The sequence below is a fragment of the Vibrio sp. J383 genome (assembly GCF_023503985.1).
GTDB lineage: Bacteria > Pseudomonadota > Gammaproteobacteria > Enterobacterales > Vibrionaceae > Vibrio > Vibrio splendidus.
Window position 1 is genome coordinate 1,018,311 of the sequence record NZ_CP097293.1, and the last position, 21,383, is coordinate 1,039,693.

15 protein-coding genes and 1 riboswitch are annotated in these 21,383 nt (G+C 45.2%); of the genes, 8 read left to right on the forward strand and 7 right to left on the reverse strand.

The window, feature by feature from the left end; all coding sequences use genetic code 11:
- Positions 1-478 precede the first annotated feature (478 nt).
- On the forward strand, positions 479-2,179 hold the full coding sequence (gene ushA, locus M4S28_RS04555; RefSeq protein ID WP_249632381.1) for a bifunctional UDP-sugar hydrolase/5'-nucleotidase UshA: 1,701 nt from the start codon (positions 479-481) through the stop codon (positions 2,177-2,179).
- Between the two features lie 71 nt (positions 2,180-2,250).
- On the opposite strand, the gene M4S28_RS04560 is transcribed toward ushA, so the two are convergent.
- The 5 genes from M4S28_RS04560 to M4S28_RS04580 form a co-directional block, all read right to left on the reverse strand.
- Positions 2,251-2,892 (reverse strand): MarC family protein, encoded by a 642-nt coding sequence (locus tag M4S28_RS04560; RefSeq protein WP_249632382.1) that lies wholly within the window; start codon positions 2,890-2,892, stop codon positions 2,251-2,253.
- 232 nt (positions 2,893-3,124) lie between these two features.
- Positions 3,125-4,114, reverse strand: a complete 990-nt coding sequence (locus M4S28_RS04565; RefSeq protein WP_249632383.1) for a GGGtGRT protein — start codon at positions 4,112-4,114, stop codon at positions 3,125-3,127.
- 24 nt (positions 4,115-4,138) lie between these two features.
- Positions 4,139-4,831, reverse strand: a complete 693-nt coding sequence (locus M4S28_RS04570; protein WP_065206889.1) for an iron-sulfur cluster assembly scaffold protein — start codon at positions 4,829-4,831, stop codon at positions 4,139-4,141.
- Between the two features lie 194 nt (positions 4,832-5,025).
- Positions 5,026-5,110: riboswitch (Fluoride riboswitch) on the reverse strand.
- A 155-nt stretch (positions 5,111-5,265) separates the two neighbouring features.
- On the reverse strand, positions 5,266-5,559 hold the full coding sequence (locus M4S28_RS04575; RefSeq protein WP_004735185.1) for a YebG family protein: 294 nt from the start codon (positions 5,557-5,559) through the stop codon (positions 5,266-5,268).
- Between the two features lie 89 nt (positions 5,560-5,648).
- The gene (locus M4S28_RS04580) at positions 5,649-6,545 is read right to left on the reverse strand and encodes a LysR family transcriptional regulator (protein ID WP_249632384.1); all 897 of its coding nucleotides are present in this window, start codon (positions 6,543-6,545) and stop codon (positions 5,649-5,651) included.
- 160 nt (positions 6,546-6,705) lie between these two features.
- On the opposite strand from M4S28_RS04580, the gene M4S28_RS04585 reads away from it, so the two are divergent.
- From M4S28_RS04585 to recD, 5 genes are all read left to right on the forward strand, one after another.
- Positions 6,706-7,701, forward strand: coding sequence for a TDT family transporter (locus M4S28_RS04585; RefSeq protein ID WP_249632385.1), 996 nt, complete (start codon positions 6,706-6,708; stop codon positions 7,699-7,701).
- A 127-nt stretch (positions 7,702-7,828) separates the two neighbouring features.
- Positions 7,829-11,341 (forward strand): exodeoxyribonuclease V subunit gamma, encoded by a 3,513-nt coding sequence (recC, locus tag M4S28_RS04590; protein WP_249632386.1) that lies wholly within the window; start codon positions 7,829-7,831, stop codon positions 11,339-11,341.
- A gap of 6 nt (positions 11,342-11,347) precedes the next feature.
- Complete coding sequence (locus M4S28_RS04595) at positions 11,348-11,509, forward strand: hypothetical protein (RefSeq protein ID WP_249632746.1); 162 nt, start codon at positions 11,348-11,350, stop codon at positions 11,507-11,509.
- A 242-nt stretch (positions 11,510-11,751) separates the two neighbouring features.
- Positions 11,752-15,426, forward strand: coding sequence for an exodeoxyribonuclease V subunit beta (gene recB, locus M4S28_RS04600; protein ID WP_249632387.1), 3,675 nt, complete (start codon positions 11,752-11,754; stop codon positions 15,424-15,426).
- Positions 15,426-17,627 (forward strand): exodeoxyribonuclease V subunit alpha, encoded by a 2,202-nt coding sequence (gene recD / locus M4S28_RS04605; protein ID WP_249632388.1) that lies wholly within the window; start codon positions 15,426-15,428, stop codon positions 17,625-17,627. Before recB ends, recD begins: the two co-directional genes overlap by 1 nt.
- Positions 17,628-17,708: 81 nt before the next feature.
- Here recD and M4S28_RS04610 read toward each other — a convergent pair whose 3' ends face one another.
- Together M4S28_RS04610 and argA are read right to left on the reverse strand one after the other, a co-directional pair.
- Complete coding sequence (locus M4S28_RS04610; RefSeq protein WP_004735192.1) at positions 17,709-17,900, reverse strand: hypothetical protein; 192 nt, start codon at positions 17,898-17,900, stop codon at positions 17,709-17,711.
- A gap of 283 nt (positions 17,901-18,183) precedes the next feature.
- Positions 18,184-19,521, reverse strand: a complete 1,338-nt coding sequence (argA, locus tag M4S28_RS04615; RefSeq protein WP_065206883.1) for an amino-acid N-acetyltransferase — start codon at positions 19,519-19,521, stop codon at positions 18,184-18,186.
- A gap of 163 nt (positions 19,522-19,684) precedes the next feature.
- On the opposite strand from argA, the gene M4S28_RS04620 reads away from it, so the two are divergent.
- Positions 19,685-20,158: a DUF2850 domain-containing protein gene (locus tag M4S28_RS04620; RefSeq protein WP_249632704.1), complete on the forward strand. Its 474-nt coding sequence runs from the start codon at positions 19,685-19,687 to the stop codon at positions 20,156-20,158.
- 81 nt (positions 20,159-20,239) lie between these two features.
- The gene (gene mltA, locus M4S28_RS04625) at positions 20,240-21,352 is read left to right on the forward strand and encodes a murein transglycosylase A (protein WP_017079920.1); all 1,113 of its coding nucleotides are present in this window, start codon (positions 20,240-20,242) and stop codon (positions 21,350-21,352) included.
- The last annotated feature ends 31 nt before the right edge of the window (positions 21,353-21,383 follow it).

Sequence of the window (21,383 nt, forward strand, 5' to 3'; positions counted from 1 at the left end):
TGATTTTGCCATTCATAGCAGTGACTCGAATAACAAGCGCTGCCGTTAGCAAAGTTAATTTAATTGCGTTCATCATAAAGAGAGCGCCCTCGTTATGAAAGGGCGTATCGGGATAAAGTCTGTAAAATGATATTGCTTGTCTTTTTAGCGATAGTTTTTATTTTCCGGATATTACTCCGTGGGCATCATGTCACTGTGCTTACATTAGCCACTTAGTACAACTTCGTTTTCATTTTCGACACTCTTTAGAGCTATCTATTTTGTTCGCCGTATCAATAGAGCTAGTCACATTTTCTTTATAAATTCATGTTTATTATCAGAATTAATCGAATTATGTTGATTAATCGCTTGTGCTTAAAGTTAGGGTAAATACTCAAATTATCAGCAGTGTAATTAAGAGAGTGATCACTAAAAACCTTCAATATATAAGTATATTTCCAGCCATAACGACATTAAAACGATTAATAAAGGATCTTCTATGAATTTTACTAAGTCTTTACTGGTGCTCTCTATCGGCGTAGCAATGGTTGGCTGTGGTTCGGACAATGACGACATCACGGTGACGTGTGACACCGCGGACTCTTGTACCAAATTTACGGTTTTGCATACTAACGATAACCATGGCCGCTTCTGGGAGAACAGTGAGGGTGAGTATGGGATGGCGGCTCGTAAGACGTTGATTGATAGTATTCGTGCGGAAGTGACTCAAAATGGTGGGGAGACGATACTACTGTCCGGTGGCGACATTAATACTGGTGTGCCAGAATCTGATATGCAGGACGCGGTACCAGATTTTGTAGGTATGAATCTTCTTGGTTACGACGCGATGGCATTAGGTAATCACGAGTTCGACAATAGCTTGGATGTGTTAGATATGCAGGCGGAATTAGCTGACTTCCCGATGCTAGCTGCGAATATTTACATAAAAGATGGAGATACAGTTACTGATGAACGCCTTTTCTCTCCATATAAAGTATTCACCATCAATGGCTTAAAAGTTGCGGTTATTGGCCTAACAACCAAAGATACGGCGAAATTAGTTAACCCTGACAACGTCGCGACGATTCACTTTGCCGACCCGCAAGTCGAAATCAAAAAAGCCATAAAAGAAATCGAGGCTAATGAAACGGTTGATTTGATTTTTGCTACCACGCATATGGGGCACTACGCAGATGGTCAGCATGGTAGTGAAGCACCTGGCGATGTATTACTTGCTCGTTCTTTAGAAGAAGGGCAGTTAGATGCAATTATTGGCGGGCACTCTCAAAATCCTGTCTGTATGGAAGGCAATGAATACGCTGATTTCAATCCGGGAGATAATTGTAAGCCTGATCAGCAAAACGGTACCTACATCATGCAAGCTCACGAGTGGGGTAAGTATGTAGGTCGAGCTGACTTTGAGTTTTACGATGGTAAATTGCATTTAGCGAAATATGATCTGGTCCCTGTGAACTTAAAAGAGAAGGATGAAAATGGTGATTACCAATTTATCCAATCTGAAATTGAACCTAATTCAACAGTAATTGCTACTCTTTCCGCGTATCAGCAGCAGGGACAAGAGTTGTTAGATGTGATCATCTCTAAGACCGATGCGAAGCTTGAAGGCGACCGTAATGTGGTTCGAACTGAGCAAACTAACCTAGGCCATTTGTTAGGGGAAGCTTATCGAACCTATAAGTTAGTTAATGCTGATTTTGGTGTGATGAACTCTGGTGGTGTTCGTGACTCAATTGCGGCGGGTGACATAGCTTATCGTGATGTGCTGAAGGTTCAACCTTTCGGGAACTTCGTGACTAAAGCAACGATGACAGGGGCTGAGGTTAAAGCATATTTAGACGTTGTTGCGACGATGACTGCAGGATCTGGCGCTTATGCTCAATTCGACAATATTAGCTTAACCGTCGAGTGTGATTTGAGTGATGTGACCATTCGAGATATCAATGGCAAAGGCTTTGACTTAGCGGGCACCTACACGTTCTCCGTGATCAGCTTTAGTGCCGCTGGCGGTGATGACTACCCAGTAATTGATGTTGAGTCGACGCAGTTGACGGATGCCGCTGTGCTGCGCGAGTTCTTTGTTAATAACCCTGATGTTACTGCCGCGCAGTACGCACCAGCAGATGGTGACCTAATCTATATTAGTAATGGTTTAGAAGTGAAAGGCTGCCCAGCGAACTAATTCACAAACAAGCCTTAAAAAATAGCCAGCAAATTGCTGGCTATTTTTGTATTGGAATTTCGAGGTATTAACTAGATAAACAGAGCCTTGTAAGCCTGTTCAATCCCTTCAATCAGCATCTGCATACCGATGACGGCAAGTATCAAACCCATCATTCGGGTTATCACGTTCAATGCACTTGGTCCGACAGCTTTAACGAAGCGTTCGCCGAATACAAATAAGACGTAGGTTAGGGTGCAGAGGAGGCCAAATGCCACAATGGTAATGATGGTCTCGTAAATACCTTCGGTACTGGCAAAATTCATCGCAGTTGCAATGGTGCCTGGGCCCGCCAGTATTGGCATGGCTAAAGGTGATACCGCGATACTCAATGCTGCATCTTGCTGCGCGTCTGAATTGACCTTCTCTTTTGCTTTGGCGTGTGTCGAGTCACCTTGCAGCATGTGAAAACCAATAAGAAATACAAGAATACCGCCGGTTATGCGCAGTGCGTAAAGCGTGATGCCAAACAGATCAAAGATGAGCTTGCCGGAAATTGCAAAGGTACTCACGATGATAAAGGCGATGAGCACTGAGCGAAAAGCGATCGACTTCACCATCTCTCTATTGTTATCAGCCGTTAAACCCAAAAATATTGGGGTATTGGCGATGGGATTCATGATGGCAAAAAAGCCCATGAATACGGTGATGGTATGAATGATCAACTCTTTCATATTATTCCTTTAAAAATATAAGGTTAAATACCTAGCGATAGGTGTATTTAATCTTATAGATAAATAACGATTAGGAATAGATAGTAGAGCAAATATGGATAAAAAACAGCCAGCTTTAAACTGGCTGTTTAGTTTTAGTGATAGATGTCGAGGTTCATTTTCGCGTTATTGTCGGTTTATCAATTAACGGTTTTCTTATGGAGCCTCTAATTAGATTTATGAAGTTCAGTGGTTAGGCGTTTTGAGCTTCACTAACAGCAACCGCGAGAGCGACTGTCGCACCGACCATTGGGTTGTTACCCATACCGATGAAGCCCATCATTGCCACGTGAGCAGGGACAGAAGAGCTACCTGCGAACTGAGCATCAGCGTGCATTCTGCCCATGGTATCTGTCATGCCGTAAGACGCTGGGCCTGCTGCCACGTTATCTGGGTGCAATGTTCTACCTGTACCGCCGCCTGAAGCAACTGAGAAGTAAGGTAAACCTTGGCGAGTACGTTCTGCTTTGTAGATACCTGCAACAGGGTGTTGGAAGCGCGTTGGGTTAGTTGAGTTACCCGTAATACTTACATCCACTTCTTCTCTGTGCATGATTGCCACGCCTTCACGTACATCATCAGCGCCGTAACACAAGATCTCTCCGCGAGGGCCTTGTGAGAAGCGGCGACGTTCTGTTTCAATAAGCTCGCCTGTTTGGTAATCGTATTGAGTGCGAACATAGGTAAAACCATTGATGCGAGAAATTAAGTAAGCCGCATCTTTACCTAGACCATTTAGTATTACCTTCAATGGGTTGTGACGTGATTTGTTGACGTTGAGTGCGATTTTAATCGCACCTTCTGCAGCAGCAAAAGATTCATGGCCCGCAAGGAAAGCAAAGCAGTGGCTTTCTTCATTGAGAAGACGCGCGGCTAGCGCACCGTGGCCGATACCCACTTGACGTTGCTCAGCAACACTACCGGGTTTGGTGAATGCTTGAAGGCCTTCACCAATGATATTCGCAGCTTGTTCAGCGTTGCTTGCTTTGCGGAATAGAGCTAGTGCTGAACCAAGGATATAAGCATCGGCAGCGCTTTCAAAAGCAATAGGTTGGGTGTCCATCACCATGGCTTTTGGATCAACGTTGTAGGCTTTACAGTATTGGTTCGCTTGCTCTAAAGAGTCGAAGTTCATTTCTGCCAATACGCGAGTTACTGATTCATTAAATTGAGTGTTCATCATATCTTTCCTCTAAATTGGCAAAAATTATTGTTGGCGTGGGTTAATGGTGGTTACGGCTTCATCGAAGCGACCATAAGTCCCCATCGCAAGGTCAGCTGCTTCATTGGCTGACATACCTTGATTAATCGCCTTCATCATTTTGCCGAGGTTGAGATATTCGTAGCCAATCACTTCACTATGATCATCAAGTGCAAGCTTGGTCACGTAACCTTCGGCTAGCTCAAGGTAACGAACGCCTTTCGCTGAGGTTGAGTAGCTGGTACCCACTTGGCTGCGTTGTGTTTGACCTAGGTCTTCTAATGCAGCGCCAATTTCTAGACCGCCTTCAGAGAAAGCAGATTGAGTTCGACCATAAACAAATTGCAGAAAGATTTCGCGCATGGCTACGTTAATAGCGTCACACACCAAGTCAGTATTCAGAGCTTCAAGAATGGTTCTTCCTGTGAGGATTTCGGCTGCCATCGCGGCTGATTGAGTCATGCCTGAACAACCAATCGTTTCGATTAATGCTTCTTCGATGATGCCGTTTTTTACGTTTAGCGTCAGTTTGGCTGCACCTTGTTGTGGTGCACAAGTGCCGACACCATGGCTTAAGCCAGAAATAGCGATGACATCTTTTGGGCTAACCATAGCGCCTTCAACTGGAATTGGAGCTGAAGTGTGAAGATCACCCCTTTGAATAGGGCACATTGATTGAATTTCTGAAGAGTAGTGCATAATGTTTTCTCACTGATAGAGCCAGTTAAGGCCTAGGGCGTTGAGAAAACAGGACGTGTTGGAAGAGGTGCGGCTAATTCACTACAGATCTTGAGTATCGGTAATCCAAAGGTGTCGTAGAGCTCGGTCTTGATAGACTAAGTCCATTTCAAAATGGAGGAGTAGCGATACATCCAACAGTATTACCTGTTTTCGATTCTGTAGGAGTCATTAGCACTGTTCGAAAAGAACGGGCGGTTGAAGCAAAAGCTTAGGTGGAACCCCATCACCTGATGACTATAGATTAGATCTTTATCACACTTTTGTGCAAGCGAATGTTTAGAGCGATTTCGACTATAAAAAAGCTTCATTATATTTCAATAAGTATAAAAAAACGCCAATAACGGACTCTTATTAGAGGCATTATTGACGTTTTTTAGAAAGGTATCAGCTAGTTATGCTGCATCTTCTTCTGCGTCTTCAACAGCTTCAAGTTTCTTTTCTTTTTTCGGAGCTGGTTTGCGCTTAGCACCTAGTGCGTAAAGAACTTCTTCTTTATTCTTCGCTAGGTACATTGCAAGTTCTTCTTGCTTGCCTTCATCTTCAACTAAATCGCTTTTGCTTAACAGTTCAAAAAGCTCATCAGCCATATCCAGCATTTTGTCGTATGCGTCAGCTTCGGCTTTAGAGGTAAAAGTCATTTTCTCTTCTCCGTTGCGTTCGACCACGTACTTGACGATAACAGCCATGGTTAATCCTCTAAGTTTGATAAAATTTTACTGGCTTTTTATACAGTTTCTGATGTTAAAAGTCCAGTTGGAGCCCTAACAATGTGGCCTCAATCTTGATGTGTAGCCCAGTCTTCACAATAACTCATGAAAGATTTCAGTAGCGGGCTTTGATATTTGTCTTTATGGACCAGCATCCAGAATCGACGTTTCATGTCGAGTGGGACATCGAGTGCTTTCACTCGGCCTGAGTCAATTGCTCGTTGCGCCGCCAACCGTGATAAACACGCGAATCCAAGATTGGCAGAAACAGAATTGATGATGGCCTCGGTGGTGTTGAGTTCAAAGGACTCATACCAATGTTCGATACGAGGTGCGACGGCACGCAGGAAAAACTCGCGAGTGCCTGAACCAGACTCACGTAAAATCCAATGACTATCTTCTAAATCGCTTAAAATCACTTTTTCTTTTGAAGTGAGAGGGTGTTGATTACTAACAATAATACACATTTCATCGCTGCTAAACTGACTCGAAATGAGTTCTGGATGGAGTGTTTTTCCTTCAATTAACGCGATATCCAGTTCATAATCCACCAACTTTTGGCAGATCAGCGCACTATTTGAAATAAATAAGCTCTGATCTTGATGCTGAGTACGCTCTCTAAAGCCTGACAAAATAAACGGTGCAACCTGATTACCAATCGTGTCACTCGCGCCAACCTTTAAATTGCCACTTAATGGTTGGTCATCTCGGAACAAAACATCGATACCTGCAGCTCTGTGAAGAATCTCGTCAGCCAAAGGAAGAAGCTTTTGTCCCTCTTGATTGAGAATTAATCGGTTGTTGACCCGGTCAAATAAAGAGTGGCCCAATTGTTTCTCCATTTCGCCCAGCGCCATGCTGACAGCAGCCTTAGACAAAAACAGTGCTTCCGATGCGGCGGTAAGAGTCGAATGTTGGGTAATGGTGACAAACACTTTGAGTTGTTTGATTGAGATATTAGCCATCAGGTTCCTAGTTTTACGCTACTGGCGGAAAGATCTGTTCAGTATTGATGAACGCTTGTTATATATAATTGGATATTGTTTAACGAAGTGCAAGCGTATTATGGCTTCAACAAGCTGATGAGTTCACAAGTTTAGTGAATTAAGTTTAAGAGAGGCTGACATGATTCAACGTATTAAATATAGATTAACAGGAGCTCCAACACCCATGGCAGGGTTAGCACTAGCAATCGCAAGCTTAGGCTGGTGCTGGGATGGCGTTTTAGTTGCACAAGGTATGTTGCACACTCCAGGCTTAGTGCAGTGGATCAGTGCAGGTATTGCAGCGGTATTGCTTCTTGTTTTAGCTGTGAAATTTTTGATTCATGGCCACCTATTGCGTGAAGATCTTGCTCACCCTGTTGTCGGCAGTGTGGTACCAACATTTGCGATGGGGTGCATGGTGGTATCAGCATCTTTGGCGCCAATCTCTCAATTTTTACAAGAAGCGATGTGGCTGGCTTCTGTGGCTTTGCACGTTGTGTTTCTAGTGAGCTTTTTGTACCACAGAGCTAAAAACTTTGAGATTCACCACATGGTACCAAGCTGGTTTGTGCCACCGATCGGTATTATCGTGGCTGACGTGTCTTTCTCTGGTAATCCAGTTTTAGAGGCAGTAGCGAACGTGACTTTGGTATTCGGTTTATTGGTTTACGCTGTGATGCTACCACTGATGGTTTACCGTTTGATCTTCTCTCACGAAGTGCCAGATGCTGCAAAACCAACCATCGCGATTATGGCGGCACCAGCAAGTCTATCTTTAGCGGGTTATCTAACGGTGACGGCAAACCCTTCGCCAGTGATCATTGGGTTACTCTTTGGTATTGCAGTGTTGATGACATTTATTATCTACATCGCGTTTTTCAAACTACTTCGCCTGCCATTCAGCCCGGGCTATGCGGCGTTTACCTTCCCTATCGTGATTGGTGCAACGGCGTTATTCAAATTGGCAGCTTGGATGCAAACCGTCGGGGTGGAAGATCATTACATTAAGCAAGTATTCAACTTAGCGTATTTAGAATTGATTGTGGCAACGTTTGTGGTGGGTTATGTGGCGGTTCGTTATTACATGAATTACAAACCTCACCGCGTTCTAAGTGCGGTAGGCAGTCGATTGTAAGAAGCAATAGTTCAAAAGATAAACGGACCTTAAGTTTTCAGTATTTCATAAGCTTATATTCCTAATCCAAACTCGGCACTTATGCTAATCTGGCTTTATATTGTGGCAAGATTAGCGTGAGTGCACTTTGTTTACTGTTTACCATTCCAATAAAGTCGATACTTTAAAAATCCTTCTCGTTCACTTAATCAAAAGTGACCCTTTAGCCAATCCTTTCGAAAAAGAGCAGATCTTGGTTCAGAGCCCAGGTATGTCTCAATGGCTTAAGATGGAACTCGCCAAAGAGTTTGGTGTAGCAGCAAATATAGATTTTCCTCTTCCAGCAACCTTCATTTGGGATATGTTTACCCAAGTGCTTCCTGATGTCCCTAAACGCAGTGCGTTTAACAAAGAAGCAATGACGTGGAAGCTGATGAGTTTGCTACCCGCTAAGCTTGACCACCCTGATTTTCTTCCTTTACAGCGCTATCTTGAAAACGACGAAGATGATTCGAAGTTGTACCAATTGGCAGAAAAAATTGCCGATATCTTCGATGGCTATTTGGTGTATCGACCTGAATGGATGGCGATGTGGGAAGCGGGAGAGCCCGTTGCTGAATTGGTCGATGATGAAGGGCAGCAAGAGCATCCTTGGCAGCCAATTTTGTGGCAAGCACTCTATGAGCAAACCTTGTCTCAAGGCCAATCAAAATACCACCGTGGTAACTTGTATCACGACTTTATTGAAGCGCTAGCTAATCAACAAGGACATTTGCAGCATCTGCCTAAACGCTTATTTGTGTTTGGTATTTCTTCGTTGCCGCCTCGTTACATGGATGCGTTGAAAGCACTCGGTGAGCAGATTGATGTGCACTTGATGTTTACCAACCCTTGCCAACATTACTGGGGCGATATTCGCGACCGTAAATATTTGGCAAGAGTTGAAGCCCAGCGTCGTAAGCAGTTTGCGTTGGTTGATGGTTTACCTGAATTGGAGGGTGAAGCTTCACCATTGAAAGATGGCATTGAAGCCAACGTTGAAGACGAACTACACACCAACCAAGCCGTGGGTAATAGTTTACTTGCGTCTATGGGTAAGCTGGGCAGAGATAACCTGTTTTTACTATCTCAATCAGACAGCGAAGAGCATGAGTTCTTTATTGATGTTGAGAGGGATAACTTACTGCATCAACTGCAAGCCGACATTCTCCAGTTAGAAGAGCATCAAGACGACCACATCTTAGATTCCAGCAACCATAAACAGGTGGTTGAACTTGGCGATCGATCGTTGACGGTACACGCTTGTCATAGCCCAATGCGTGAGGTTGAAGTCCTTCATGATCAGCTGTTGGCAATGTTTGATGCTGACCCGACACTGAAACCCCGCGATATCATCGTGATGGTGTCTGATATTAATGCTTATAGCCCAGCGATTCAGGCGGTATTTGGTAATGCTCCGGGTGAGCGTTATATCCCTTACTCGATCTCTGATAGAACCGCAGACCAAGAAAGCCCAATTCTGACCGCCTTCATGCAGCTGGTCGCGCTACCGAATACGCGTTGTTTAGCGTCTGAGTTACTAGAGCTATTAGAAATTCCTGCAATGATGGCGCGCTTTGGTATTGATGAGTTTCAATTCGAGCAAGCCAAACAATGGGTTGAAGAAGCGGGCATCCGTTGGGGTGTTGACGCTTCAACGGCGACAGAATTTGACCTACCTGCAACCGAGCAAAATACCTGGCTATTTGGCATTCAGCGCATGTTATTAGGATATGCGATGTCGGACTCTGCGGGTTTGTTTGAAACCGAACACTCTCCGATTGCTGCTTATAACGAAGTTCAAGGCATTAACGCCGAACTTGCTGGTAAGTTAGCGCACTTTATCGATCGTATTGCCCATTACCGTCAACGCTTAACTGAAACCCAATCTATCGATATGTGGCGTGAAACCTTGCTGCAAATGATTGATGATTTCTTTGCAGTGGAGCTAGAAGGCGAGGTGGTGCTCAAATCGATTCGCGATGCACTTTCGCAATTGAATGAACAGCTTGATGATGCCCTGTATGAACAAGAACTGTCGCCAAGCATTATCTACCAGTACCTCAATAATAAGTTATCTGGCGCGCGCATTAGCCAGCGTTTCTTAGCTGGCCAAGTTAACTTTTGTACCCTGATGCCGATGCGTTCTATTCCGTTCAAAACCGTTTGTTTGTTAGGTATGAATGATGGTGTTTACCCTCGCTCAATGCCGCCAGAAGGTTTTGACTTGATGAGCGGCCAAACTCGCTCGCCGAATGGCGTAGGCAAAAAGAGTCTAGCTCGACCTGGCGATCGTTCTCGCCGTGATGATGACCGTTATCTATTCTTAGAGGCGATGTTGTCGGCACAAGAGTGTTTATACATCAGCTATGTCGGCCGCTCGATTCAAGATAATACCGAGCGAGTGCCGTCGGTATTGGTTTCAGAGTTGATTGAATACTGCCAACAGAACTACTGCTTAAGTGAAGACCAAGCGTTGCCAAGCGATGATTCTGGTATCAACCTGACTCAAGCGATCAGCTTTGAACACACCATGACACCATTTAGCCCAGCAGCCTTTACTCAAGGTGATGCAAGCCATGTGCTGAGTTACGCCAAAGAATGGCTTCCTGCCGCTAACCGTTCTGGTGAGCGTAGTGGTGAATTCAATCGTGCTTTGGATGACTATTTGCTTGGTGCTACTTATCCATTGGAGCTTGACCTAGTTGAACTGCAGCGTTTTTGGCGTTTGCCAGTGCAGTACTTCTTTAATCGCCGTCTAAAAGTGGTGTTTGAGCCGCCACTTCCTGTGATGGAAGATGATGAGCCGTTCGTACTTAATGGTTTAGAGAGTTTCCAACTTAAGGATGCTTTGCTGCAAGTGCTGCTAGACCACCCTGAAGGCGCAGACGAAGCGGTTCGATTGTTTGTCTCTGAGCAAAAAGCACAGGGTCGATTACCGGTCGGAGCCTTTGGTGATATCGAATTTGAAACCAACCGTGTTCAAGCGGAAGACTTAGCCAAAGAGATTCGATTTGTGAGCGGATCACCGCAACAAGATCTCGAAGTTAATATCGAGTTTGATGTGTTGGGCGAAGGTAAACCTGTTCGCTTGATGGGTTGGTTAACTCAAAACTATCAATCAGGTCTAGTACGTTTCCGTAGCGGTAAAATACGCTCTCAAGATTATTTGGCAGCGTGGATTGATCATCTATCATGCGCTGTTATGGGGCACGGAAAAACGACCCATATTATTGGCTATGACAGAAATATGGGCGTGGTTCACCAAACACTACAACCTATTGGTGATGTACAGCAGGCGAAGAGTTTGTTGGCGGAGTTAGTGCGACTGTTTTACCAAGGCATGACAGCGCCATTGCCTTACTTCCCGAAAACGGCATTAGCTGGTGTTGAAGCGGGCTTTAGCCGTGGTAAATGGGTCGATGACGAAGAAAAGTCGCTTAAGAAAATGGCCGATACCTTTAATGACAGCTTCGCCTTCACGGGCGAGGGCAGAGATACCTACATCTCTCGAATCTGGCCTAAGTGGGATGATGAACTGGCTGCTGAGTCGCGTATGTATTCAACGCTTGTGTTACAGGCGGCAAGGTTGGCTGCTGCCGATCTGGAAGATCAGGAGTAAGTGGCTGTGATCGATAAGATCAATAGCGGGAGCGCTGAATTAATGAAAGACGAAAGAGAGTTACTGGTAAGTAGTTGGGATGCCTGCTTTCAAGATGAAGGGAATCAAGGTGAAGAGAAGCAAGGTACAGGAAATAAAGTGGCCGCCAGTAAATCATTATTAGTGTAGGGCGTTTGCTGTACGGCCACAGGTCAGAGGGACCATTATTCTGTGGTTCAAAGTAACGTTGTAAAGTACAAAACTCATACGCGCTCCTGAACTCGTGGGCGCATAGTAGCGAGGCGATCTGAATTGATCCGTGAGAGAGATCGCACTAACTATTAACAAATTGGCGTAGGACGTAAATTGAATGACGTTTTCTACGCTAGGTCACATTTGTAACAGACTAATTTATCAGAAGGCAGTAAGGCATGACGACCACAAGCAGTGCTCAGGTAATCGTTCCACAAACACTTGATACCATGACGTTTCCACTTCATGGCGCGCGTTTAATTGAAGCATCAGCGGGTACGGGTAAAACATTTACCATCGCTGGCTTGTATTTGCGCCTACTGCTTGGGCACGGTACCGCTGCGCCGCAAGGTGATCTGACTGAAGCCACTCGACACCATGAGCCGCTTACCGTAGACCAAATTCTGGTGGTGACCTTTACTGAAGCCGCAACGGCAGAGCTACGCGATCGTATCCGCGCTCGAATCCATGATGCACGTATTGCGTTTGCTCGTGGGCAAAGTGACGACCCAGTGATTGCTCCTTTATTACAAGCTATCGATGATCATGCTGGCGCTGCGAAAACTCTGCTCAATGCTGAAAGGCAAATGGATGAGGCTGCGGTTTACACCATTCACGGTTTCTGTCAGAGAATGTTGACTCAGAATGCCTTCGAGTCTGGAAGCCGTTTTGATAATGAATTTGTGACCGATGAAAGCCATCTGAAAGCACAAGTGGTTGCCGACTATTGGCGTAAGCAGTTCTACCCGCTGCCAATTCAACTGGCTGGTGAAGTGCGAAATATTTGGGGCTCTCCCGCTTCGTTATTGGCTGACGTAAATCGCTACCTGACAGGATCTCCGCTGAAGTTGACCGTAGATGCGATGTCGGGCGACCTGCAAACTCTGCACAATCAAAACCTAGACAAAGTTAAGCAACTTAAAGCGCTGTGGTGTGAATCCGAAGCGGACTTTTTGGCTTTGATTTCAGGTTCAGATGTGAACAAGCGCAGCTACACCAAGAAGTCTCTGCCGACTTGGTTAGAAGCAGTAACAGGATGGGCGCAGAGCGACACCTATGATTACCAGTTCCCAGATAAACTAGAGAAGTTCTCACAAGCAACATTAATCGAGAAAACACCAAAAGGCACCGCACCTCAGCATGCCGTTTTCGAAGCGATTGAAGATTTCTTAGATTCTCCTGCAGATCTGAAAGCCCCATTGTTGGCACATGCGATTACTCATTGTCGAATCATGTTAGCTAAGGCTAAACAGCAGAAACAATGGCTATCGTTTGATGACTTGCTGACTCAGTTATCTGCATCTATTGATGTGGATGAGCAATCACTGCTGGTGGAAAGAATTCGTACCTTATACCCAGTGGCGATGATTGATGAATTCCAAGATACCGACCCGCTGCAGTACAGTATTTTCAGCCGAATTTATTTAGATAACCCGCAATGTGGTCTGTTTATGATCGGTGACCCGAAGCAGGCTATTTATGGCTTCCGTGGCGCGGATATCTTTACCTATATCAAGGCGAGAAACCAAGTTAGTGCTCACTACACTTTAGGGACTAACTGGCGTTCGAGTGCTGATATGGTCAGCGCGGTAAACCAAGTGTTTATGAATTCGGATAGCCCGTTTATCTACGACCAAGACATTCCATTTTTGCCCGTCGCAGCCAGCCCATCGGCTGATAAACGCCAATGGGTAATGAACGGAGAAACTCAGCACGCACTGACCTTTTGGCTGCCAGATGCTGAAGATAAGCCATTACCAAAAGGCGAATATCACAAAGCCATGGCTGAGGCGACGGCGAGTCAAATTCAAACTATTCTGACTGCTTCTCAAAATCAACAAGCCTATTTTGATAACGGCAAAAAACAACATGCCGTGAATGCGGGTGATATTGCTGTCTTGGTTCGAACCGGTAGTGAAGGTCGCCTAATTAAAAATGCGTTGTCGGAACAAGGCATTGCGAGCGTGTACTTGTCTAACCGAGACAGTGTATTCACCAGCTTGGTCGCGCAAGATATTCAACGCCTATTGCAGGCGGTGTTGACACCGGAAAATGACCGTGCGTTGCGCGCCAGTTTAGCCTCCGAGTTGTTTGCTCTGGATGCCGCATCATTGGATGAACTCAACAACGATGAAGTAGTGTGGGAAAACGTCGTTAACGAATTTCGAGAATACCGCAAGCTGTGGATACAGCGCGGTGTGTTACCAATGCTGCGCAGTGTGATCAGTAAACGACATCTCGCGGAACGCTTACTGGAAGAAGAAAATGGTGAGCGCTCACTCACTGATTTGATGCACATTGGCGAATTGCTACAACAAGCAAGGCAGGAACTCGACAGTGACTATGGCTTGTTGCGTTGGTTGGCAGAAGCGATATCAGATGCACAAAATGGTTTAGGCGGTAGTGATGACGACATTCAACGCCTTGAATCAGAAAGAAACTTGGTTCAAATCGTTACCATTCATAAGTCGAAAGGCTTGGAATATGACCTCGTATTTTTGCCGTTTGTCGCGAGTTACCGTGAAGCGAGTGAAGGCAAGTTCTACGATCACGAGTCAGATACCACAGTGCTTGATATTACCGGTAGCGACAGTGCCTTAGCACAAGCTGATAAAGAACGATTGGCGGAAGACTTACGTTTAATTTACGTAGCACTTACTCGTGCGGTATACGGTTGTTTCATTGGCATGGCACCGCTACGTAAAGGCCGCTCAACCAAAGAGCCGACCGGTGTACATTTGAGTGCCATGGGCTATTTGGTTCAAAATGGACAAGAGCAAGGCATCGCCGAGTTACATCAAGCTCTGTCAGCGATTGAGGGTAAGAATTCAAGCGTATTACTGTCTGAAACACCAACCGCTCACGAGCAAGTGTTTGTTCAGGCAGAACAAGTGAGTGACGACTTACAGGCTAGCGAACTGAAGGCTTCAATTGACCGAGCTTGGCGAATCACCAGTTACTCGGGGCTTGTAAAACAAGGCAGCCACGGTGCAAGCCATGATGCGACGATTGAGGTGTCTGGGTTTGATATTGATTCAGCCGATGAGCAAGATGAGTCGGAACTGATTGAGCCTGAACGTTCTATATTCACGTTCCCTCGCGGCGCTCGCCCTGGTACCTTCTTACACACCTTGTTTGAGGATGTTGAATTTACAGAGCCTGCAACCAGTGACCATAACACGCAAGTAATCACTCACTTGTTAGAGTCAGAGCAATACGAGCTAGAGTGGCTACCCGTACTTCAACAGCTTGTCGATACGGTGCTTAACACCGCATTAGATGGCAAAAATCTAAAGCTGAGTGAGAAAGACTCAACTCAACGATTAGTCGAAATGGAGTTCTTGTTACCGATCGAAGTGTTGGCCGCATCTGAGCTCAATCAAACCATTCAATATCATGATCCGCTATCGGCTAAAGCGGGTGATCTCGGCTTCCAAACTGTACAAGGCATGTTGAAAGGCTTCATCGATTTAGTATTTGAACATAAAGGCAAATACTATGTACTCGACTGGAAATCGAACCATCTAGGTGATGATGTTGCCGTCTATCATGGTGAGGCATTGAAATCGGCGATGGCCGACCACCGCTACGATCTGCAATATCAAATCTATGCGTTGGCATTGCACCGCTTCTTACGCAGCCGTGTTGCGAATTATAGCTATGAACAACATTTCGGCGGGGTTTATTACTTGTTCCTAAGAGGGATGGATGGTCAATCACAACAAGGTATTTTCTCGGCTAAACCAACACTGGCTTTGCTCGATGAAATGGATCAATTGATTGACGGTAAAGTGATAGACAGACGTTCAGCGCAATTGAATAATAATGAAACTGGACAGATGGGGCTTCTATAATGACAACAACGACCACTAATACCAGCATAGAAACAGCGAACTCTGTTAAGCCAGTTTCACTTATCCCTGAGCAGTTAATGGATGTACTCAAGTTTCTTGCAGAAAAGGGTTCGATTCGTCAGTTGGATTATCAGTTTGCTCGTTTTATTGCGCAGCAAGCGACGAGTCATTATCAAGAGATCGGCTTTCTAGCTGGGGTGGTGAGCCATGAATTAGGCAAGGGGCATATTTGTATTCAGCTTGCTCAAGCGACAGACCTTGCTCCGTTGCTTGGCTTATACGGTGAAACGGCACTGCAATTGAACCAAAAGCTGTTGGGTATTGATTGGGTGACTGTTCTGCAATCATCTAACCTAGTTGGAACAACCAATGACTGTGTTAAGCCGCTGATGTTTGATGGACAGCGTGTCTACTTACAGCGTTATTGGAACTACGAAGTTGTGTTGGCTGAGACCTTAAACCGTTTAAGTAAGCCAGTAGAGTTCAATTCTGAGCAGAAAAAAGCGCTAACCAAAACGTTGAATCAGTTATTCGCACGCAGTTACCATTTTCTGTTTAATGCCTTAGCCAAGGCTGAAGCAAACCAACAAACGTCTCAGGTATTACGCCAGCAACTGGTGTGTGATCATCTTGATATCGTCGATGAGCAACCTCTGAATTGGGGCGCGATAGACCAAGCGATTGTCCAAGCTAAGCAGGTAACGGACTTAGATGTTTTAGACGGTTTGGTACCGCTATCGGCATGTTTGAACTGGCAAAAAGTAGCGGCAGCGGTGGCGTTAAGTCGTCGCTTCGCGGTGATTTCTGGTGGGCCGGGTACCGGTAAAACGACCACGGTAACTAAGTTGCTTTCGGCTATGGTCGAGCAATCACTCAGCCAAGGTAAAACACCGACGATCAAGCTGGTGGCACCGACAGGTAAAGCGGCAGCACGTTTAACTGAGTCGATTGGTAAAGCGATTGAACAACTGCCTTTAGCACCTGAAGTGAAGGCCAACATACCGACGGAATCGAGCACTTTGCACCGATTACTTGGTGCGATCCCCAACCGTGCCGAGTTTAGACACAACCGACGCAATCCACTTCACCTTGATATCTTGGTGGTGGACGAAGCATCGATGGTCGACTTATCGATGATGTATAAGCTGGTGGATGCACTCCCTGAACACGCAAGGTTGATTCTGCTTGGTGATAAAGATCAGCTCGCTTCAGTAGAAGCTGGTGCCGTGTTGGGTGATATCTGCTCGTTTAATTCAACAGGCTACAGCACAGCGCAAGGCAATTTGATTGCGGAAATGACAGGCTTTGATGCGATAGCTAATACAAGGCAGGTCAAAGCTGGATCGGTAAATCCGCCTGCGATTGCAGACAGCTTGTGTATGCTGCAGAAGAGTTATCGTTTCGATGCGCGTTCAGGTATCGGGCAGTTGGCAAAAGCGATCAATAACGGCTCGGCGAGTCAAGTAGACCAAGTCTTTGCGAAAGGGTTTGATGACATCGAAAACCATCCCCTGTCTAGTGACAGCTATAACTTGATGCTGCGAACTTTGGTCAATGAATATGGTGGATATCTCAATAGAATGAATGTACCGCTTGAAGAGCTAGAGACTCAAGAATCACGCGCAAAATCGGTTCTCGACCTGTTTAGCCAATGTCGATTGCTGTGTTCTATTCGTGAAGGTGACTTTGGTGTTAAAGGCCTAAACCACAGAATCGAAAGGGCACTTGCCGCAAGACGCTTGGTGAATCCGCACAACGATGAATTGTGGTATCACGGGCGACCAGTCATGGTGACGCGTAATGATCATGGTTTAGGTTTGTACAATGGTGATATTGGTATCTGTATGCTCGAAGCCGATTCAACGACTTTAGAGTCAAATAGTGCGAATTCCACACCTCGACTGAAGGTGTATTTTGAGTTGCCCGATGGCAGTGTGAAAGCCGTACTACCAAGCCGAGTACCCGAGCATGAGACCGCTTATGCGATGACCATACACAAATCTCAAGGCAGTGAATTTGATCTGACCTTGATGATCTTACCGCCAGACTTCAGCCCTATTTTAACGCGAGAGCTTATCTATACCGGTATTACGCGTGCTAAGAAACGACTGATGATGTTCAGCGACACAAATGTGTTGAAGCGTGGGATTAAGGTGAAAACAGAGCGAGTGAGTGGTTTAGGCAGTCGGTTAACGAATTAGTCGTTAATGGCCGCTAGAAAAGGGCTTGAACTTAGAACTAGATAAACACAAAGCAACCATCCCTGGTTGCTTTGAACGTTATTAAGACTCTTTGCTTAAAAACGCTCGAGTAAACGATATATGGTTTATCTTGTACTTTGCTTGGCAATTCAAAATAAACTCTTTTAGATTCTCGCTAACAGGGAACACGCAGTGTACGTCTAGCCCTTCTAAGAATTGGTTATCAGCCATATCCCAAAAACTTTGCAGCGAGTTACAAACAATGGTTCTCATATCAATGTTGCTCTTTTTGCTGTTTATATTAACGAGCAGAGCTAATAGTTAGCGTGCTGACCGTCAACGGGTATAGCAATCCGTGCAGTGACCATCTCAATGAGTTCGATATGACTATCGAGATGGCAATTCCAATAAAAACTTTTGTTAATATTATAAAGCGCCTAAATTCTATACAATTATTCGTGTGAGTGAAAGTGCATATTTGATAAATCTCATATAGTAAACGATTACATTTGCAATTATTTTTCTATTAAATTGAGATTCCGCTCCAAAACTTTATTTATACGTTTAGCGCTAAGATTTTTGAGTTTCTCTGATAGTTGTATAGCCCTTGTTTTTCCATCGGTAACTCGTCCACGCCTATCTCGTAAAACCCCTGCTCACGGAACCAGTGAAGGCTGTGCGTAGTAAGGACAAAGATCTGGTCGATATCACGAGATTTTGATTGGTGGCGCATGTAATCCAGCAGTAACTGTCCACGGTTTCCATCGCGATAGTCTGGGTGGATAGCAACACAGGCCATCTCTGCCATGTGGTCTTCTGGATACGCGTATAGCGCAGCGCAACCAATAATTAGGCCGTCTTTTTCGATAATGGTAAAGCGATGGATCTCTTGCTCTAACTGCTCTCTTGAACGGCGAACTAAGATGCCTTGTTCTTCCAGGGGACGAATGAGGTCAAAGATGCCACCGATATCATCGATCTGAGCTTGTCTTACTTGCTCGGCACTTGCCATGACCACTTGGGTGCCAATACCATCAAAAGAGAATAGCTCTTGGATTAATGCGCCATCCACTTTGTAGCTAATTAGATGGCAACGAGGTACCCCAGCACGACAAGCAGAGATAGCACCTTTTAAGAAGCGTAATGTACCAGTGCTCATATCTTCTTTAGGGTTCTGAGATTCCGTTAAGCGTTCTAGAATTTGCTTGGCGTCTTTAGGAAAGAGTTCGGCGAGCACATTACCGCTTTCATCGGTTACCCCTTGCTCTGAGCAAAAACCAATCAGCTTGTCGGCCTTTAAACGAATAGCCACTTGAGTTGCGACCTCTTCAGAAAGCAGGTTAAAGCTTTCGCCAGTCACGGAGCTAGCAATAGGCCCTAGAAGGACGATAGAACCTTGGTCAAGTGTGCGATTAATCCCTTCGATGTCTATTCGACGAATGCGCCCGCTGTGGCAATAATCCGTACCATCATCGACACCTAGCGGCTGAGCGGTAATGAAGTTACCACTCATTACATTGAGTTGAGTACCTGCCATTGGGGTGTTGTTTAGACTCATTGAAAGTCGAGCTGTGATGGCAAGTTGTAGTTGGCCAGCAGCCTGCATCGCGACACCTAAAGAATATTCGTCAGTAACTCTAATATTCTTATGGTAAGGCGTGTGGCAATCTTGCCTTGCTAATAGTTGGTTGATCTGTGGTCTTGCTCCGTGAACGAGAACAATCTTTACCCCAAGGCTGTGGAGTAAGGCTATATCGCTAATTATGTTGCCAAAGTTTCTATCGGCAACGGCTTCGCCACCAAGCATAATAACCATGGTTTTGCCACGGTGAGCGTTCACGTAAGGGGTTGATTGTCTGAAACCTTTTACTAGCGCTGTACTTCTTAATTTCACAGAACAAGTCCATTTGTGTTTATTTATTCGCTAATTTAGCATTTAAATTCAAATATAAACAACACCTTTTTTGGAATAAAGCGCAAACTATTCTCATCTAGGGTTCATTATATAAACTGTCTCAGTGTAGAATGCATATAGCATCTTTATGAGTCGTAACCGAATGCAACAAGCTCCAGCAACAAAGAACAAGATCGATGAGATTACCCAAGGCCTCTACAGTGAAGCTGAGCAACGCAATCAATCTAAGTTGAAGCGTAAGATTATTGAACGCTGTTTAATGGTTTTAGCTTTGGTGGGATCGTTTGCTGTGGTTTCCTTGTTCGGTGATGTGCTTTCCCGAGTACAAGATGCGGCGACGCCCGACAATCTGATATACGGTACGTGGGTAGAGCAGGACGTTGCACATTATGCGACAGACGAATTTCGACTAAACGCTAATGGCGTGTCAGTGCGTGGATCTGTTGTTTCGACGAGTTTTGACTTTGATGGTAACTACTTCGAATATAAAGCGGGTGATAAAACCTATCGCTTCCGCATGACCAATTCTGACAACACAGAAATGGTGCTCGATTCTGATAATCACTACAATCCCGTCTTCCACCTTAAAGGCCATATCGAGAACTCAGTCCGATAGGTTATCTTATTGTAAACTCTTACAATCTACGATTGTGTTATCTGACTGTTTTTGTCATCCTCGATGCATAGAATTTTTAGGATGACTCTTGTGATTAAAAAATGGCTTCCCCTTGTCGCTGCCTCTTTCTTATTTGGCTGTGCTCAACCGACTGATCTTGCTCAACAACACCTTGATGACGAATTTTCTCGCACCTTAAATAAGGTCGATCAGGTTGAATCCAATAAACCAAGAGACTACACCGCATTTGCAGAGCAAGCTGAAATGGTGGTTTCTAAATCCCCTTCGATGGCTAAAATCTATGAGCCGCTTTATCAGCAACTCAATGAGTGGGCGATGCAAAGTGGAGATCCAAGCGAGCTCGCTAACTTTGGCGTTCAAACTGCTCAATTGGGTGGTGGTGATAAGCAAGGCAACGTTTTGTTCACGGGGTACTTTTCTCCCGTAATGGAGCTACGCCACGAAGCCAGTGAAGAATACCGTTTCCCTGTTTATGGACTTCCAGAGTGCGATAAAGAGTGTCCAACCCGCGAAGAGATCTACAACGGTGCATTAGAAGGCCAGGGCCTTGAGTTAGGTTACTCGGCGAACCGCATCGATCCATTTATGATGGAAGTGCAGGGCAGTGGATTCGTGCATTTCGGTGATGACGATACGTTGCAGTATTTCGCATACGCGGGTAAGAACAATAAAGCTTACGTGAGCATTGGCCGTGTTTTGATCGAGCGAGGCTTAGTTCCACGCGAAAAAATGTCACTGAAAGCAATCAAAGAGTGGGTATTGGCAAACGATCCTGAAGTAGTCAAAGAGCTGCTTGAGCAAAACCCATCTTTCGTGTTTTTTGAAGCGAGAGACGACCTATCAGTAATGGGCAGCGCGGGCATCCCTCTATTACCTATGGCGGCAGTCGCGGGCGATCGCTCTATATTGCCTATGGGGACGCCAATCCTGGCTGAGGTTCCATTATTGAATGCAGACGGTACTTGGAGCGGCGCTCATCAACTAAGACTGTTACTTGTTTTGGATACCGGTGGCGCAGTTAAGCAGAACCATTTGGATCTCTACCACGGTATGGGGCCAAGAGCAGGAACTGAAGCGGGTCATTACAAGCATTTTGGTCGTGTATGGAAGCTTGGCTTAGATGGCAGTGCAACCGAAGCGCCTTGGGCTTTGCCTCCTGAAAAGGTCGAGTAAACAACAATAAAATAGGGCATTGAAAGCGAAT